General features: G+C 41.5%; 12 protein-coding genes and 1 pseudogene. 1 reads left to right on the top strand and 12 read right to left on the bottom strand.

The genetic code is table 11. From position 1 onward, the window contains the following. Positions 1 to 346: 346 nt before the first annotated feature. The 10 genes and pseudogenes from ASU00_RS26785 to ASU00_RS08750 all read right to left on the bottom strand — a co-directional run bounded on the left by ASU00_RS26785 (position 347) and on the right by ASU00_RS08750 (position 14,666). Positions 347 to 4,486, bottom strand: coding sequence for a S8 family serine peptidase (locus ASU00_RS26785; RefSeq protein WP_057913087.1), 4,140 nt, complete (start codon positions 4,484 to 4,486; stop codon positions 347 to 349). Between the two features lie 235 nt (positions 4,487 to 4,721). Further along, positions 4,722 to 5,807 carry a Ger(x)C family spore germination protein gene (locus tag ASU00_RS08790; protein ID WP_152983715.1) on the bottom strand — a complete coding sequence of 362 codons (1,086 nt, stop codon included), beginning with the start codon at positions 5,805 to 5,807 and terminating at the stop codon, positions 4,722 to 4,724. Further along, a complete protein-coding gene (locus ASU00_RS08785) occupies positions 5,807 to 6,877 on the bottom strand; it encodes a GerAB/ArcD/ProY family transporter (RefSeq protein ID WP_161809716.1) in 1,071 nt (356 codons plus the stop codon). The genes ASU00_RS08790 and ASU00_RS08785 overlap by 1 nt, the downstream gene beginning before the upstream one ends. A gap of 38 nt (positions 6,878 to 6,915) precedes the next feature. Beyond that, positions 6,916 to 8,265 carry a spore germination protein gene (locus ASU00_RS08780; protein WP_161809715.1) on the bottom strand — a complete coding sequence of 450 codons (1,350 nt, stop codon included), beginning with the start codon at positions 8,263 to 8,265 and terminating at the stop codon, positions 6,916 to 6,918. A gap of 408 nt (positions 8,266 to 8,673) precedes the next feature. After that, entirely contained in the window at positions 8,674 to 11,709 is a 3,036-nt protein-coding gene (locus ASU00_RS08775) for an efflux RND transporter permease subunit (RefSeq protein WP_057913083.1), read from the bottom strand. Positions 11,710 to 12,211: 502 nt separating this feature from the next. Further along, a pseudogene (locus tag ASU00_RS26655) lies at positions 12,212 to 12,325 on the bottom strand (polynucleotide kinase); the annotation flags it as partial. A gap of 19 nt (positions 12,326 to 12,344) precedes the next feature. After that, the gene (locus tag ASU00_RS08765; RefSeq protein WP_057913285.1) at positions 12,345 to 12,794 is read right to left on the bottom strand and encodes an ASCH domain-containing protein; all 450 of its coding nucleotides are present in this window, start codon (positions 12,792 to 12,794) and stop codon (positions 12,345 to 12,347) included. Between the two features lie 32 nt (positions 12,795 to 12,826). Next, positions 12,827 to 13,285: a VOC family protein gene (locus ASU00_RS08760; protein WP_057913081.1), complete on the bottom strand. Its 459-nt coding sequence runs from the start codon at positions 13,283 to 13,285 to the stop codon at positions 12,827 to 12,829. Between the two features lie 28 nt (positions 13,286 to 13,313). Further along, positions 13,314 to 13,766, bottom strand: coding sequence for a GNAT family N-acetyltransferase (locus ASU00_RS08755; RefSeq protein ID WP_057913080.1), 453 nt, complete (start codon positions 13,764 to 13,766; stop codon positions 13,314 to 13,316). Positions 13,767 to 13,907: 141 nt separating this feature from the next. Next, positions 13,908 to 14,666, bottom strand: coding sequence for an SDR family oxidoreductase (locus ASU00_RS08750; RefSeq protein ID WP_057913079.1), 759 nt, complete (start codon positions 14,664 to 14,666; stop codon positions 13,908 to 13,910). 185 nt (positions 14,667 to 14,851) lie between these two features. Between ASU00_RS08750 and ASU00_RS08745 the strand changes: the two genes are divergently transcribed. After that, on the top strand, positions 14,852 to 15,475 hold the full coding sequence (locus ASU00_RS08745) for a TetR/AcrR family transcriptional regulator (protein ID WP_330219528.1): 624 nt from the start codon (positions 14,852 to 14,854) through the stop codon (positions 15,473 to 15,475). 47 nt (positions 15,476 to 15,522) lie between these two features. Here the strand turns inward: ASU00_RS08745 and ASU00_RS26080 are convergent, their stop codons facing one another. Then, positions 15,523 to 15,690 (bottom strand): YesK family protein, encoded by a 168-nt coding sequence (locus tag ASU00_RS26080; protein WP_236712671.1) that lies wholly within the window; start codon positions 15,688 to 15,690, stop codon positions 15,523 to 15,525. A 129-nt stretch (positions 15,691 to 15,819) separates the two neighbouring features. Beyond that, positions 15,820 to 16,617, bottom strand: coding sequence for a GNAT family N-acetyltransferase (locus tag ASU00_RS08735; protein WP_236712670.1), 798 nt, complete (start codon positions 16,615 to 16,617; stop codon positions 15,820 to 15,822). Between the last annotated feature and the right edge of the window lie 276 nt (positions 16,618 to 16,893).

Here is a 16,893-nt window from a genome sequence, read left to right as displayed (position 1 = left end):
AATTTTTTTGGCTTAGAGCGGGGCAATTTAGCATAGAAGTTGCGTAAACAAGTCAGTATAAGTAGCTACATTAGAGCGTATCACCTTGCCCACTGCTTCATTAGAAACAGTGATCACTCTGATGATTTGTTCCACTCCATGTAAGAAACGAGCATGTTTAGAGAGGCTTTGGTTTTACTTATATGATTTTCTAGCTGTACAGAAATGTTGATTTTCCTGATCCAGATACACCTGTGACAGAAGTAAATGTGCCAAGGGGCAAAGTACAAACTTTCCTGAGATTTAGGCAATTTCAAATATTAGCGAGTTTGGATAGCCCTATGAAAGGACTATCCCTCTTATGTTCTTATTGAGTTATTCCCAATTCGTTTAAAATATCGTTCAATGTCTTTCCATCCTTTTCGTCTAGAGGAGAAGGAGGGTTGTTTGCATCCGCATTCTGCTTTTGATAGTTGTTTTGGATATATGACATATCTTTTGCATTGACAATTCCATCAAAATTAATATCAGCGGCTCTATCACTTGTATTCCAAGCTTTTTGTACAGCCATTGCATCCAGGATATCGATGACTTGATCTTGATTCACATCTCCAGCCACAATATTTTTGCTAAAGTATTGCAACAGCTGGCCCCAAACTTCATTATCTCGCGTAACACCGATAGGCAGTTGTTGTGAGATAGAAAAATGTCCAGGAAGCGTCATCTTCCATGTGAACGGTTTATCAGACAGCGGGAGCTTCGTTATGCGGTAGCTTCCAATCCGATCTAACGTAGATGTTCCATCATATTTCTTCCCATCAGAGTCTATTACCTGAACAGTGGCACCTACCTTTGTCCAATCCGTCCCAAACCCAAGTCCCTCTGATCTCAGTGAACCGTAAACTTCAGAAAATGCAGGTTGAATGGTCAGTTCAGAGCTGGCCCCGGAGATGGTATGTTGGTTATCCGTTTCATCCGTATAAGAAGCGGTCATTTTCCATGTCGCATTTGCTGCAAACGAAGAATCGTTTACTTTTATTTGCATACGCACCGCGTTGATGTCACCAGATACTCCTTTTGAACCGTTTAAATCCAATTTCACCTTCGCCGTGTTTCCGGTTTTTTCAACAGACACCTTGGCGTTGGCATGTGATGCTAGGCTTTCATCCAGCTTCACATCACTGATTTCTAGATTAGATCCAGTATTGATTGTCCATTCCGCAGATTTTACGTTTATCACATTGTGTAACGCAAGTTTTGCGGAAGTGCTATCGCCCATTTTCATAACGGTCTTATCTGCCTTCATGAAACTATATGGTGTTCCTTCTTTCACAAAATAATAATTTTCCTTCACGCTTGGATTGTTCGCAGCATCTGTTCCGAATACATTCAATTTCAAGAATGGTACAGCTTCATTCATCGGAACATCAAAATCTAATATCCCGTCAGATCCTACTTGGACTGCAGTAGAATAGTTTCCGTCCAAGGAATAATTAAAAGCGTTGATCGATTGATCGACTTCGATACCCGCAGCCGTCATCTGTTCCACTTCTTTATCGGTAACCTGCACGTGAAGAGGTACTGTATTTTGTCCCTCCTGATATTCGATGACACGTGTTTCATTTGTATCAAAAGAAGTTGTCATTTTCGGTCCAATATGATCAATGTAAATCTCTTCATAAGTACTGAAAACTTTATCACGTTCGGTCGTACCGATAACCTTGATACTGTATTGTCCCGGCTTGGCATAGCTGACTTGAGAAGCAACCGCTTGATGCGTATCATCTGTATAGGCATAGTATGTGCCGTTGAATGCATCTTGGATAGAATAGTTTATCCCATCGTATAAGGATTCGACATTGACGGTTCCTAAGAAGCCCAATTCCTTCCCTGTTTTTCCATCTTCCAAAATAAGGTCCAAACGTTTCATTGGTGCCTTGAAATTGAACAGTAAGGAAGCACTTGAATTACTTTGGTAAATTCTCTTTACATGCAAATATGGCGGTGATATCGCAATTTCTGATAAATCTGTAGCGTTAAAGCCTTCCTCAGTCGTACGGATGCTGAATGGTACGCGATATCTTTCTTTACTGTTTTCTTGGTTTGTAACCATAATATATCCTTCATATACACCCGGTCTTGCCGTTGCGGGGATCCTTATTGATACCGGAATGTTTTTCGACTTTGACGCAGTAACAGAAATGATCGGTGGCGCAGTCAATTTAACTCCATTCTGCTTAGCGTCTAACGAGCCGCTTACTCCCCTTTGGAAATAGGTCGTAATCATGAATGTTTTCTTTTTATTTTCTTCATTTTCAATTTTTACAGTTCTTTCTAAATTGATTTCCTCACGCGCATAATGGCTGCCGAATGCAAGACCGCCAGTCTGTTCTTTTAACGAAACATCTTCCCTGTCAAACACGACACCCGTTTGATCTTGGACGGCAATTTTTGCTACGTTATGGACTGCGCGGTACGGATCTACACGGCCGGCACCTACGTCAAAGACGCTATATGTTCCGTTTAAAGGCTTAGCTGTATTCATTAAAATCGTCTTGATATCTTGCGGCCCAAGTTCAGGATTTGCTTGTAATAACAGTGCTGCAATCCCAGCTACGTGAGGGGCGGCCATCGACGTTCCTGACAAGCGATCATAGGCATATTGATAGTCATCCTCTTTATCTGGATTCAAGGAATACGCGGGAACAGTGGATAATACACTCACTCCAGGTGCTGTGACCTCTGGTTTCATGTCATAATTTTTCCGTGTCGGACCGCGGGAACTGAAGCTGGCCAGTTTATCGCCATCAGTAAACGTTTCTTTATAATTTTCGAAGGTCAGTTTTTTATTCGTAGTCAGTTGGGCTTTGAAATCCAGTCCTTCATCATTACTCAATGAAAAAGTAGGGACGAAACGCTGATCTTCTCTGACAAAATTGGAAGGTCCTTCATTTGGTCTGTTGTTATAGGTAATAACAACACTGGCTCCGTTGTTCTTGGCAATAAGGACTTTGTCTTGTGTTCCAATGATGCCTTGCTTTATAAAAACGACTTTCCCTTTTACGTCTTTATTGACATAATCCGCTGCCATGCCATCATTCATGTCGACGATGTCCAAGCTCTTACCTTCTAACGCTTTCAGGTCGCTATTAAAGGCTTTATACAAATTGCTTAAATTGTATCCTTTTTTCAACCCAGTCAATCTTCCCGCATACTTCACGACAGATAATGGCGAACTGCTTGCTCCTACAGTCAACCCAAACGCTGCCGCTCCCGGGTTGCCAATCGTATAGTCAGATGGCCCATTATTGCCGGCAGTGACAACTGCGGTCACACCATTTAAGACCGCATAATTGATCGCCGTACTGAGCGGCGCCGCAGGATCATTACTATTTCCTCCTAAGGAAAGGTTCATGACATCCATCCCGTCGATGACTGCTTGATCAATCCCGGCCATTATGTCTTCTTCATCTCCGCTGCCATATGGTCCAAGTACACGATAGGCGTACAAGTCGGCATCAGGGGCGATCCCTTTTACTTTTGGAGCGGTTGAGTTTTGTGCCTGCGCAGCTATCGTACCTGAGACATGCGTGCCGTGATCCGTATAATAGGAATTACCCCCACCATCGTACAGAGGTCTTCCTGATTTCTTCCAATCTTCATACGTAGTCTCCATCGGATCCTCATCATTATCGACAAAGTCACGGCCGCCTTTGAAGACCGCTTTCAAATCAGGGTGGTTATAATCTAAACCCGTATCAATGACGGCCACCTTTACACCTTTTCCTGTATAGCCCTCTTTGTGCAGCTTGTCCACATTTAAGAATGCTCCGCTGTCAAGAGTCACCTCTGTTCCTTGTACATTTTTGGTATCTGTTTCTGCAGGTGGATCGATTGTGAATTGCTCACTTTTATGTACGGCCTTTACAGCTTTTGACTTTAACAGCTTTTCTACTTCATTTGCGGGAATGTTCATTGAAACCCCATTGTACGTTGTCTTGAAGTTTCTCGTAATCTTGTATGTATCTTGCTTTGCTTTTTTTGCAGAAGTTGCAGGGAATATTTGTTTAATATCACGTTTAAATTGTTCATGCTCCTGATCAACTTGCGTCTTTGCCTGGTTTTCTGATATCTTCTTACCCATCAGAGCTTCATTCAAGATTGCCACTTTTTCTGGTTTTGAACGGAATTCGACAATGACGGATATTTCTTTATCATTCTCTAATTCTTTTTTGCTGAAACCTTCCAATCCATTACTTTGGTAAACTTTCAATTCGTTGAGCGCCTCTTTTTGTTCTTGCGTCAAAGATGCCAGAATTTTTTCGCCGCTAGTATTCTTTACCGCCGAAACTGTCTGAAGATTACTTTGAAAGGTTATAGACAATACCCCTACCGATAGTATCGTTAAAAAGGGGTTTTTCATTCGTTTCAGAATTTTAGACTTCAATTGCTTCATCATCCATTCACTTTTTATTTTTATCAGTCCTGCTTCCATTGCTTTCGCCAAACATGTATCCCACTATCCTCCTTAGATTTACTTTCGGTTTCACCAAAAATAAGATATTTCTAAAAATTACAAATTCTAAATTAATTATAGATTCAGTTATCAAGTGCGACAATTTAATAATATTTATACTTAACTTAACAAATCGTTATAGTGCAAAGGACCCGACTAAAATAAGGCGCCTATCCATATTGGATAAGCGCCCGTTGTTTAAGCAATGGTATTCTGGTATTATGATCTATTCACTCAGTCCTCCTTCAGTAACATCCGTAGTAACTTCTGTAGTGTATCTTACTTTTGGAAATGTCTGTCTCCAATTTTCCCCCGACCATTTTCCTCTATGTGTACGGCGGAATGCTTCACCCATTCCGATGGCATCCACTTCTTCTTTTTGAAGCTCGGCAATTAACTGGTTCACTTCTGTTTTAATATATTGGTTAATTCGTTTTTCCGTTGCACTAATAGGTGCACCCGAATCGATGGTTAAACCACCCACTTGGATATCCAGCTTTACCGTTACCTGCGGATGACTTAAATCTCCGTTACTTATGTACCTTACTTTACTTTTCAGCGTTCTTGTAAAGATTTGTTTACGTTTTGCTCCTTTTAAGTCCATTTCAACAGTATATAATTTCCCTCTCTTTTCCCTAAGTAATTGAAGGATATTGCTTTTATTCACCCCAAGGGTATGTTGCATTTTATAGTCCCGAAATAACACATTCCCATCAAAGGACAATTGTTGGTCTTCTTTTATAAGCAGGGGAATTGTAGGATCCGATGTTCCGCTGGACGTTCTATAATACACCTCTTGAAGATTTGTGAAGGTAGCAAATGATTTATTGAATCTTGGTATCATTAAACTGATGATATAGTCGTTAATTTTAGGTTGGTCCTTATATTTTCCTTTAACGATATTTCCTGCATTCTCTTCTGTAATGCCCATCATCATATTCATCGATAAAGTAGGATGGTACCTGAAGAATTCTATGAGTTCCTTCAATCCTTTTTCTTTTGCGTACTTTTGGCTGATCAGTCCTACCTGCAGCTGGGAAGGAACCATCGTCTTATCGATTTTCATCGAAAGTTTATTGATAGCACCGGCAATCGTAGCATCCGTGACTTCATAAACTTTGATTGATTCTTTATCTCTCGTAATGACCTGTGGAATCATGACGGAGACTTTCGTTTCTTTTGTTGATTCCACATAATCGAACGTAACCACTTGAACTAAGGCATAATCTTCAATAGCCGGTTGCTGAAACTGGGTGCAACCGGATAATTGGAGTAGACATATACCCAAGAAGGTGACTTTAAAGAAATTCATCAAGACTTCACCCTCCTTATTACAAGTAGAAATAATGGAAAAATAGCCAGTAGAACATTAGCATATATTAACCCATCTGCAATTTTCCCTACTGCTTCACCCGAACCTCCTGGCAGGAAAAGAAGGATAAAAACCACACCTAAACCCGAAAGTATTTTCGTTTTTTCATGTTTTTGATTCCTCGTTATTTGATCTAAGGCGTTCTTAGCAATCCAAATATAAGTAGCAGTCGTGCCTAAGACCAAAAGTAGCCATATATTGATAAATAGATTATCGATTCGGACAATAAAAGAAAATTTAACCTCTTGCATGAAGTTGATTATAGGAAATTTAGTATGCTGTAACTCCCAATCCGTGTAATGGACGATAGTGGCAATCGTTACAAAGCAATATATTAAAACCATAACCCATAAAGCTATACTACTATGTTTAAATGCTTTTTCCTGATTGTTAATAAACGGATAAAAGAAAAGGATGAATTCAAATCCAACAAAAGAAAAGTACCCTTTAGGGAATGCTGCAATGAGATCCGGGGCCGTGAAGTTAAAAAGCGGCAGCAAATGAGTAATATCTCCTTTATTAAAACCGGTAATCAGAAAAAGAATGATCCATATGGATATATAGAAAGACAAAATATGATATTGAGCCAGTGAAATGATATTTCCTTTACTGACAATCGTAAAGGTAACAAAGAGAAGGGCCGTTACGATCCAAAATGTTGGATTGGATGGCAAGGACAGTAGGCTCAGTATATGAACATACGTTTTGATCACTCGGAAGATAACAAGGATGGCATAGATAAAGATCATGAAATTGATGACGTTACCTGCCACTTTTCCCAATAATAATGTATTGATTTGAAATAAGGTATGATTGGGATAGTATTTGAGCAGCTTGAAAAACAAGAAAAAAAACAGTTGTATGACGATTCCATAAACAAGCGGCATGACCCACATCCCATAACCTACTTGGCTTACGTCGTGTGGAAATGTAATCAATCCGACTCCTGTAACCGTATTTATCATCAAGAAAATAACATGAACTGAATTTAGTTTTTTTTGATTTTGCATTCCCATTTTTCCACCTATTTGCTCTAAAACGTTTATTTTTAAAGATTCCGCTTTGGCATTCTCAGTATGCCCTTGTTCGTATAGCCTTTACTATTATTAAAACCGGTGGAAAGAAGCGGCGATCCCAACGATTTTAATTTGACTAGATGTGATAATAAATAAGCAAAAGCAATCATTTGTCCAAACAGACCGAGGAATCCAGCTAAAAGAATGAATGCATATTTAATCACTTGAAAGCCATTCCGCAGTAAGACGTTGGATGGCAAGTAAGATAGAAGCGTTGAAACAGCGACTAGAATAATAATGATATTGCTAACCAAACCAGCTTCCACAGCAGCTGTTCCGATCACAATCCCACCGACTACGCCAATGGTTTGTCCCACTTTAATGGACATACGTGCGGCAGCTTCCCTTAACACTTCAATAATGATTTCCAGAGTCAGCACTTCCAGCACAGGTGGGAGAGGCACCTTTGCCCTTGAAGTGGCGATCAAGCTAAATAGCTGCGGCGGGAGCATTTCCGGATGGAACGTTAAAAATGAAACGTAAGAAGAAGTGATGAAAAGCGTAAGAAAGAAACCAAAAAGTGTTAAGTTGCGAATTAATGTAGCGGTCAATGACCGATTGTATTCATCATCAGCAGAGTTCATCAGTTCCATGAAATGGATGGGACCAATCAGAGCCTGTGGTGCCCCATCCAAAAGCAAGACAACCTTCCCTTCCAGTAATGAACTCATCGATGTGTCCACTCTTACCGTGTTGAGCAGTTGTGGAAAAGGCGACCAAGGTGCCTCTTCCAGCATTTGTTGCAAAGAGGAAGCGGTCGTTATACCTTGAGTGTTCAGCTGGTCCAAAGCACGCAGCAAAAAATCAAGATTGTCACGGGAGACTTTATTGTCCATATATAAAACAGCATACTGTGTTTGCGTTTCTTCTCCGATATTACCAATAATCGTTTTTAAGGAAATGTTCTTCACTTTTCTTTTAACTAAAGATAAACTCGTCTGTAACGATTCAGTAAAAGCATCCTGCGGGCCCATGATAGAGGATTCGATAGAAGAAGTTTCAATACCGCGCTGGGAAACACTGAACGTCTTGAGTTTAATCAATTCTTTATCATCAGAGATAAGTGTGAATCCTTCTAATACCGCTTGAACGGCATCACTGACAGTATCAGTTGACTCTCCAGAAATAAGAACGTTCTGCAGTCCCTTCCATTCTTCACCATTATGTAACTGAAGCGGTCGGATCACCAATTCCTCTAATGTTTTTTGTTCTGTCAGGGAATTCATATAGAATAGGCTTATTGATTTATCAGTCAGATGGATTTCTTTTCGGACAATGTCATCATTTCCTTGAAAAGCCTTCATTAAAAGATTCGTATTCACCACAATCGCCACCTCCATATAAGGATAACCATGCGCCATCCGTTTGATACGACTTTATATCAAATGCTCATGGAGATTTCCCAAATAAGCCGTTGTTTTTTAGAAGGGTTAAAAGGAAAAACTAATGTTTTCGTTCACCAAATCGCATGTAAGATTAACCACCAATTCCCTTCGGACGGATTATTGTGGCGGATGGTCTGATTATCGACCCACACGGACGGATTATTGCGCCACACGGTCGATTTTCGCGTCACTGGACGGGGTTTTGCGCCGAACGGACGATTTTTCGTGGAGAAACGGCTGAATTGCGAAGATGTAGGAATTACAGCTAGAATTACGCCTTTATAGGCAAAGAAAAAAAGCTTGTAAAGAAACGTGCATTCTCTACAAACTTTTTCATTCATTCTCTTACATCTCGATGTTTTCGGTAACCGGTGCATTCTTTTTCTTTCTCTGTTTTTTGGATTTTTTAAAGTATAGTAATTCGTATATACATGGAATGACGATGAGTGTGAGCAGTGTGGAGACAGCTAGCCCGCCAATGACGACAATTGCTAAGCTTTGTGAAACCAAGCTGCCCGTTTCCGCCTTTTTATATAAAAGAGGCAGCATGGCGCAAATGGTTGCGACAGCCGTCATGATGATCGGACGGAATCTTGTGGCCGTCGCTTCAATGATCGCATCTCGGATGATCATTTTTTCTTCATTTTGCTTGACGCGATCTAGAAGCACAATTGCGTTAGTCACGACAATGCCAATCAGCATGAGTGCACCTAACAGCGCTGTGACATCGACTGAAATCCGGCTGATGACCAAGCCTAACACCGCGCCAATCGCGGCGAACGGCAGTGAAAACAGAATCGCGATCGGTGCTTTGATCGATTTAAAGGTTATCACCATGATCAGAAAGACAATGCCAATCGATATCATCATCGTCATGAACAAATCGGAAAAATCATCCGTCTGCTGAGCACTGGCTCCTCCTACATAAATCTCTACATCTTTTGGAATCTTAAGGCCCTTGGTTTCCTTGTCTCCAAATATCTCTACATTTATTTTGCTGGCAACATCAGAGAGTTTCGCCGGATCTACCGTTGCCGTTAATTGAAGATACGTTTCTCCATCTTTATGGAATTGCGTCGTTGCACTTTCTTCGCTCTTTAAAGAAGCCACTTTTGATACAGGAACTAACCCGCCCATTGCCATAATCGGAATAGTTTTTAAATCATTTGGTTTTTTCGGATCTAAGATCGGTTCAAGGACTACTGGCGTCTGCTTATCCTCAAGCGTGATATTGCCGATTGGGGTTCTATTGAGCATGATGCCAAGCTGCTGGCCGATTTGTTCGGTGTTGCCTTTAGCTGGATCTACCTTGAACGAATAAATGGTTTTCTTTTCGTCCTGGTTCGTTGTAACATCTTCAATTCCTTTAATATCCTGGATACTTCCTTTGACCGCCTTGGCCGTCTCTTCCAAATCTCCCACATTACTGCCGATCACATCTATCGTAATGTTCGTCTTTGATGCCCCCATCATAAATGAAGAGGCGGTGGCCGCAAGCTTTGCATCAGGATAGTTTTCTTGTTCCTTTTCGAATTTTTTCAGGATTTTATCTATATTTGCTTTATCCTTCACCAATATGCCGAAAGTTGCTTCTGTAGGTGATGTGACAGCGCCATATTGAGCCGTTTCGGCTGAGTTGCCCAATTGCATAAACATATTATCCGTTTCACTCATATCTTGAATCGTTTTCTCGAGCTCTATCGCCTTCTCTTTTACTTCATCGAAGGGCTTATCATTCGGATACGTTAATGACACGGAGACATAGTCAGCTGAAGAATTATCAATTGCTCCTTTTGGCATGGAAAAATATGTACCAATGGAACCGACAAACAACAGCAACGCAACAATCAAGACAACCCATTTATGGTTTAGTGACCATGTAACAAGCTTCGTAAAACGCTTGGCTGGCCGATGTTTTGGCAACTTCGCCCGTTTCAGCAATCCTGCACTCATTAATGGAACGACCGTCAATGCGACAAGTAAGGATGCCAGCAAAGAATAAGTGACGGTTAAAGCGAAGGGCAGCAGAAATTCTTGAAGCCCACCATTCAATAAAGCGACCGGCAAGAAAACGGCTACCGTCGTAAGCGTGGAAGCCGTGATGGCCACACCTACCTCTTTTGTCGCATCCATCACCAATTGGACCGACATCTTCTCCTGCTGCAATTTCCGGAAAATATTTTCAATTACGACGATACTATCGTCCACCAAGCGTCCGATCGCAACAGCGACGCCACCTAGCGTCAAAATATTCAGCGTCACTCCCGATAATGACAGCAAAAATAACGTAAAACCAAGTGATAACGGGATCGATACAATCGTGATGAATGTAGATCGTACATTTCGTAAAAAGACCATGATGACAATGGTCGCAAATAGTGCACCAAGCAGCACTTCCTTAACCATCGTCTGAACGGAAGTCTCGACCATATCAGCTGTCGATAGATAGATGGTTGATGTCTGGCCAGCATACTTTTCGTTTATTTTTTTGGTTACTTTTTCAACCTCTTTACTGATTGTGACCGCATTTGATTGACTGTCCTTCATAATGCTGATATCTATGCTTTCATTTCCGTTAAAGCGGCTGATGAGGTTACCATCCTTCGCTTCCTCAACTTTTGCTATCTCTCCAAGTTTGACATTTGCAGCGACCTTCAGCGCTTTTAATTTATCAATACTCGTTACATCCCCGATGACCTTGATGTTACTTGCCTTCCCATCGATCACTTTTTCACCGACGGCTAGGGCCGCATTCTGGCCGTTTAGGACGCTCATGATATCTTGAATCGAGACTTTCTTTTTCGCCAATTGCTCATTATCGACTTTGACAGAAACAACAGATTGTGAGATTCCAAATGTCTGGACATCCGAGACTCCTTTAATGTCTTTATATAGAGGCTCCAGTTCCTTCTTCGTGAAATCCACGTTTTCAGCTGTCAAGCCATCCTTGAACGTCACAGCTATGAATGAAATGGGAATCATTGATGTATTTAACTGGGTAACGGTAGGCTTTGTCATGCTTTCTGGCAACGCTACACTGCCTAAAGCCTCTTGAACATCAAGTTTCGCCTGTTTCATATCCGATCCCGATTCAAAGAATAGATCTACTTTCGAAAATCCATCGCCAGTGGTGGAGTATATGGAACTCTTTCCTTTAACCCCGGTAATCGCTCTTTCAATCGGATCTGTAACTTGCACTTCCATCGTTTTCGAATCGGTGCCCTGCCCCATCGTGATAATCGTAACTTGTGGATTATCAGCAGATGGCAGGAATTCCATCGGCAGTTTAAAATAACTGACAACTCCTATCAACAAAATAAATATGGTTACCAATGAAACGGCAGCCTTATTCTTAAACGACCACTTCGTAAAAAACTCCACGCATTAATCACCCCTGAATAAAATTTATAAGAAAATAATCCCATTTAAAATATTACCATATATTACTAAAGTCTAAATGTTAAATTTTTATTGATTTTCATATTTTTTTGTGAATCTTATTTTCCCCACGTAAAAAAGACTGCACAGCAGCCTCAAAGAAAAGAATTCGGTTATTTAAATCCTCTGAAAAAAAGCAACACGATAGCCATGACCATAACCCCGATAAGCAATAACGGGCCAATGCCCGAGCTAAACACGAAATACACCTTGATATGGCGAAACATGAGCACCACAAGAAACAAGAATAACAGTACACATAAAATCATGATCAGAGCGGTATTTTTATTCCGATACAAGTAACCAGCCCCATTTTAATAGCTTTATTTACACGTAGGAAAAACATATAAATGGACGCCCTTTATAAACTATATGCAGCCGATGTTTTGTACTATTCTGTATATAAAACAAAAAAGGGCTGCCGCAGCACCCCCCTTTTCTTCTATTACAATCTAGGATCAACAGGGTCTGACTCCATGGCCAAGGTTCCCAGAACACATTCGTGCACCCGCTCGATCGATTCACCCTTTACATATCGCTGAATGCCCTCGATTCCGAGGGAAAATTCCCCGTTACATTCACTTCACATGTATCAGTTCAAAGCTTTCACAAACGAGGAGCATATCTTCTTTAAAGGTGTGGCCAAGTTTGTGCAGTTCTTTTTTAAAAAAATGTTCATGTGCATTCCACCAGTATGTATATGTTCCATCGCCTTCGCCTTCTGAAATCGCAAATTCTTCACTCACTTCATTCATCGGCAATACTTCGACATTCACTGTTCGTATGATTGCTAAAGGACTATCCCCGCTGCTTAAAATAATGCTGTAATCACCAACGGATGGCATTGGTTCATTTTCTTCTTCGTAAAAAACATGTGCTGAGCACGTCGCCGTTTTCCTCCCATCGATCACCAACTGAGCCAACTGATCGGAATCAGCGCCGAATTGCCACGCACTGACTGCCTGGGGCTTTTCTTCTTCTTTCCCTTGCCAAAATTCATTCCAATATACTTCCGCTTTCTGATTCATTTTATGAGCTTCCTCCTTGATTCGCATGGAAGTTATCCTTCCTGCATTCGTTCCCATTCACTTAGATACATTCGGGTCATGATTTTTTGTCGATTTTCCAGTTTGCAAATAAACTCCAAGCTATTGCCGTCCGGGTCATTGAAGTGGATTTTTGCATGTGCATAATCCCCGTGAGGCATTACAAAAGGCTCGACCGGCTCAAATCCAAAAGCCTCCCTTGGCTTATATCCCTTTTCTTCCAGCCACGCGACAGAGCTCTTTAAATCTTCCAATGATACTTGAAAAGCGATGTGGCGCAATGAAGGATGATACTCAACCTCGACTTTCTCCGTTTCCCATAGACCGATCCAGCTTTTATCCTTTTCGATCCATAGAAAAGCTATATGGTCTTCCACCCTGTGATCCAGCTGCAAGCCAAGTGCTTCGTAAAATGCTATCGAACGAGCCAAATTACGAACCGGTAAATGTGCTTCATATAACCCTTTTATCATCGAACTTCCCCTTTAGTTTTCGATTGCCTTAAAGCTTCATTTTCAATCCTTCATGAGTTGCCTTGAACCCTAGATGCTCATAAAAGCGCAGCGATTCCTCGCGAGTTTTATCAGTCGTCAGCTGAATGAGATGACAACCACGCTCTTTCGCACGCTCGATCGCATATTGAATCAACTTGCTTCCAATGCCCTTACCCCGTTGTGAAGCTGCTGTCCGAACCCCCTCGATCGTAGCTCGCCAACCTCCTTGATGCGTAAGATAAGGTGTGAAGGTGATCTGTTGCACCCCAACGATTTGCCCATCGAGGCAGGCAACGATCAGTTCATTGTTTCGATCAGAATCAATAGATTCAAAGGCTTGAATATAGCTTTCCGGAAGCGGATTTTCATAACGCTCCCGTTCCCGACCCAATACATCTTCCGCAAGCATTTGCACGATTTCACCTAAGTCCGTTGCTGCTGCATTCCTGAATGTGACCATATGATCGCTCCTTTAACTAGCTCGATAATATAACTTCTGCTAATTGTTCGCCATTCCTCTTTTTGAGCAATAAATGTCTCGCATCAAAAAAAGACCTCTGCAATCATTTCTTTGCAGAAGTCTTTTAAACGTTTTTCTCGCTTAGTAGGCACTCCAGCCCGCATCCGCCGTGATGACGGTGCCATTGACGAAGCTTGAATCCTCCGAAGCCAGGAACAAAGCGATTTTCGCGATTTCCTCCGGTTTTCCATTACGAGGATTGATGGCCATTCCCAATTGCTGTCGAGATGCACCGAATCCATTGATATTCGTCATGCTTGAGCCAATATTGGTTTCAACGCCACCTGGCGCTATGGCATTACAGCGTATGTTCTTGTCAGCGTACATGAAGCCAGTGTTTTTCGTGAAACCCACCACTGCATGCTTCGAGGCTGTGTAAGCACCGCCTGCCCGTGCACCATATAAACCTCCGGCAGATGCGATATTGATGATGATGCCTTTTTGTTTGTCCAAAAAGATCGGCAGCACCTTTCTAGTCGAGCGCATGACGCTTGTCGTATTGATGGCAAAAATCCGCTCCCATTTAGCATCTTCAATATCTCCTGCCGGTTCCATGCTATCCATGATTCCTGCGTTATTCACCAAGATATCCACCGTACCGTACGTTCCGACCGCCGTATCGATCAAATGCTGAATATCTTCTTCCAATGCCACGTTCGTTTTAATCGCAAAGGCCGCCCCGCCTGCCGCTTTTATTTCCTCGACCGTATCATTCGCGCCATCAAGATTTACATCCGAGACGACGACTTTGGCACCTTCTCCAGCATAAAGAATCGCAATTTGTTTACCCATGCCTGATGCTGCACCTGTTACGACTGCAACCTTGTCCTGTAATTTCATCGAATCTCCTCCAATTAATGGTTTTTGCAAAAGTGAAACTTACTGTACAGATGTTCATTAACTACCTTCACTTATAGTATAATTAGTTTCAATACCGTTATACAATCAGCAAATGCAGCCCTCGATGTTGAACAATGAACAGTAAGGATGCATTTTGATCATTAACTGACCAAGGGGCGATGGAAATGAATAGAGATCCGGCAATCGATAGAAGAATCAGGAAATCGAAAAAGACTTTAAAAAATTCGCTCATATCGTTGATGCAGAGTAAGGATTTCAGGGACATATCTATTACCGACATCGTAGCGCTCGCAGACCTGAATCGCGGTACCTTTTATAAACATTATCAGTACAAAGAGGAGCTTCTTGAAGAAGTGATGGAGGATGTCATCGCCGATTTGATCATTTCTTACCGGGAGCCTTATAAACATGTTGATGTGTTCACCATCAAAGAACTATCGGCTTCAGTCATCAAAATATTTGAGCATGTTGCTAACTTTGCCGATATTTATACACTCGTACTAAAGTCGAATGCTTTGCCGACTTTACATGATAGAATTTGTGAAGAACTTAAAAACCTGCCATTAGAGGACCTGGAGAATTATCGGCCGAACCGTAAAATTAATAAAGAACTTGCCTCCAGCTACCAAGCCTATGCCATTTTGGGCATGATTATCGAATGGGTCAACACTGATTTTGAATATAGTGCAGATTATATGGCGCAACAATTACTTGAAATCATCACAAACCGACCTATCGATGCTGTTTATAAAATAAGTAAAACGTTTAAAGAGGGCGAGCTGAAATAAGAGGACTGCACGGGCAACCCTCTTGCTCCTTGTTCAGTTATTTCACATTAGCGGCTGACACTAGCCTTCTTTCCGATTAGGAACGATAGAAAAGCAAAAAGCATGACAAAAAAGGAAAGAAAACCGTAAGCTGCCCCTTCAAATCCCCTAATATGGACAAATCCGATATAAAAGAGAATAAAGGCTGCCATGATTGCTGTGATTCCTGGCAGCATCTTTATTAAAGGCGAAAACCCTTTTTTACTAAGCCACCAAGTAAGGTATAATCATTCCGGGTATGAGAGCCGTCAGAAATGGAACTAAAATCAACATGAAATCCAATCCTCGCTTTCTTAACACATTTTTTATGGTTGTCGATTTTTTACGAAAATGGAGTAGATGCTGGGCTCACTGAAGCCCAACCGACCTGCCAGCTTCATTGATGCCAGATTTTCGACATTGCAATCCCAGCGAGGAATCATTTTATGCTTTAAGCACTGCTCAATAAAGGCTTGGGCCGCTTTTTGGGCTAAACCCATTCCTCTATAATCAGCATTGGTATAAATATCGATTTCGGCATAAACTTTTCCACTAAAAATGGACGTACACTCACTTGCCACTACCGTTTCATCATGAACCACGGAATAGCCGAACCCCTTATTAAGAAAATCCACGGCAGACCCCCAAAACCGCTCATAGTAATCTGTGTTAAACTCACTGCTGTTCCTTATCGCTGCTTCATCCAATCTACTTAAAGTGTATGATTCTTGCAGATGGATTGCTTCGACATCATATCCTTCAGGCTGAAAGCTAAAGGAATATCGGCTCCCCTGCTTCAGTTCTTCTTTGAAGCATCCCGAGATAAGCTCGTCCCATTTGCCATTCCCTGAAAATAGAGTGAACCGCTTTCCCTCTTTCAGCTTGCTTCTGCAAAACCTCAAAAACTGCTTATTGAATTCATCGTTCTCATGGTCACCGCCAACAAAATATAAACCAGAATTTGTTCCTAATCCTATCGTTTTTGGTGAGTGGGATTCATCCACAAAAACAAAACCCGGCATGAACTGCTCCAAGACTGCAAAAGCAAATGTTGGAATGGGATCCACACTCTTATATAAGCTAGGCACCAACTTTTCAAACTCACCTTCGTCTAATACTAGCAAACGCCGCTCCCTCCTTCGTCTTTATATAAAATATTCCGGCTTTTTCTTCGACATACACCTATAATTCGACCACCGCCCACTATTTCCCTGCACCAGGGCAGGATGGATTCCGATCAGACTAGCTCGATTGTCCTTAGACATATTGGGTTGTTATCGGATTTTATGTATTTTTTTGATGGTAGGTTGAATTATTACCTGCTCAGGTTGAATTATTTGATTGTAGGTCGAATTATTTGGGGGTTAGGTCGAATTATTGCTTGCTGAGGTCGAATTTTT

Source organism: Peribacillus muralis, from assembly GCF_001439925.1.
GTDB classification, from domain to species: Bacteria; Bacillota; Bacilli; order Bacillales; family DSM-1321; genus Peribacillus; species Peribacillus muralis.
Note: the sequence above shows the minus strand (reverse complement) of the source record. Positions and strands in the feature narration are given on the sequence as shown.